General features: G+C 48.3%; 1 protein-coding gene. It reads right to left on the reverse strand.

Features of this window, described 5'->3' with window-relative positions; all coding sequences use genetic code 11:
* Nucleotides 1-6 precede the first annotated feature (6 nt).
* Entirely contained in the window at nt 7-1,515 is a 1,509-nt protein-coding gene (locus F591_RS33200) for a transposase (RefSeq protein ID WP_019537633.1), read from the reverse strand.
* Between the last annotated feature and the right edge of the window lie 173 nt (nt 1,516-1,688).

The raw sequence follows: 1,688 nt of genomic DNA on the forward strand, positions 1-1,688 counted from the left end.
CATGACCTATGCACTTCGAGGTAATACTTGGTAAATTTTCGGTTTTGGCACATCCCAAAGAAGCATCAAATAATGTTCCGGCCAAAATAGTTCAATAAGTCTTGCAAATTGCTGCACTTGTGTGTCACAATCAATAGAGATTCGCGGAATGCCTTTGTGGTTTTTCACGCGAACCTGACAACGAGTGTGGAAGAGGCCGCGAACCATTTCGCCGTGGGTGTAGCCTTCATCAGCACTCGTTTTTTCTTTGTTCAGTTCAAAAAGCGCTACAGCCAGCAAGGTTTCAGCGGCAAACAATAGCTCGAAATGGGCGTGGTGATGCGCTTCGGATTCCGAATGGCATTTCTCAAAAGCCAATTCTTGTTTCGCGGTTCGAAAGAACACTTCGATGCGCCAGCGCTTGGCATAGGTCCGCACGACGTCTTCCGGAACATCGTGGCGATTGCTGATTAACAAATATGCGCCTTTGTAAGTGGCCAACGCTTCTTCTTGTTGGGCTTGAATCGAGTCTGGTTCTGTGAGCTCATCTTCCTTAAGCCGCATGGCAACAACCGCAGCCACAGGAACATAGCGGTGCTTCGTCACTTGCTTTCCTTTCCGATTCACCGTCGTGTATGAACGCTTCATGTAAATGTCCGGGATCGAAATGGAGCTCAAACCGGATGTCGTCTGACGAGTCAGCTTCTTATAGACTTCTCGGATGAGCATTACCGGAGTAAGCGGCACATAACGTTCCCGACGGGTGCCGGGTTCCATGACCTTGCGAAACAAAGCGGTGTTGCGCTTGGCCTTGGTGACCCAGTCAAAGTGGTTTGCTTCAAGGAACGCAAAGAAATGTTTGCACAGGTACCAACGATCCATGGCCACCCACAACCGGCACGAAACGGATTCACGCAGCATGAGCAGCATTTGCCTGGCCAGATCGATTTTCGTCAGTCCTTCCCCTTTCGATTCGGGCTTGTGCCAGATCCGGTAGAATAGCGGATACTCTAATCCGCTTTTCAGAACAGCCTGCAGAACCACCAGGTTCATAGCCCAAACATAGGTCTTGGCGGAATGATCATAGAGCCAGTGCAGAAACGGGAGTTGTTTGGCATAAGGATGTGCGCTGTGGGTGTCATCGAGATTGACAACATCCCCATCGGCCAGCGCGGTTACAGGATCTTGCTGCAAGCGCGCAACACGTTTTTTGCCAAACGTCGTCCATGCAAAGCTATTCGTAAAGAAGCGGCTCAAGGTATATTGCGCAATCTTCCAAGGCTGAAACATCTCCTTCAGCAAAGCGTCTTTGTCGGCCAACTGCGCCATTTGAGCAACGGAGGGGCAATTGGAAACGAGACCGACAACATAGAGGAAACAGAGTAACCATGAAGGCGTGCCATTGCGTTTCATCATGCCGGATTGGGCAAGCAACAAAGAAAAGTCGAATCGATTCCACAGATTCTTTAATATGGGGGCTCCGGCGCATTCGCTGTGATTTAATGCTTTGAATCTCGGTTTCTGCAACGCTGACATTGGAAGACCACCTATAATCTAGAAGATATACCTTGGAAATAAAGGTATCCTTCGCGATTATGGGGTCGATTTCGAAAAGTCAAGGGATTTTTTCAATGCTTTTTGAACATTTTTCAACATTTATGACACGCTGAATGATTACCAGTTACTGGATTGAAGTGCATAGGTCATGT

It is taken from the genome of Paenibacillus ginsengihumi DSM 21568 (genome assembly GCF_000380965.1).
GTDB classification, from domain to species: Bacteria; Bacillota; Bacilli; order Paenibacillales; family NBRC-103111; genus Paenibacillus_G; species Paenibacillus_G ginsengihumi.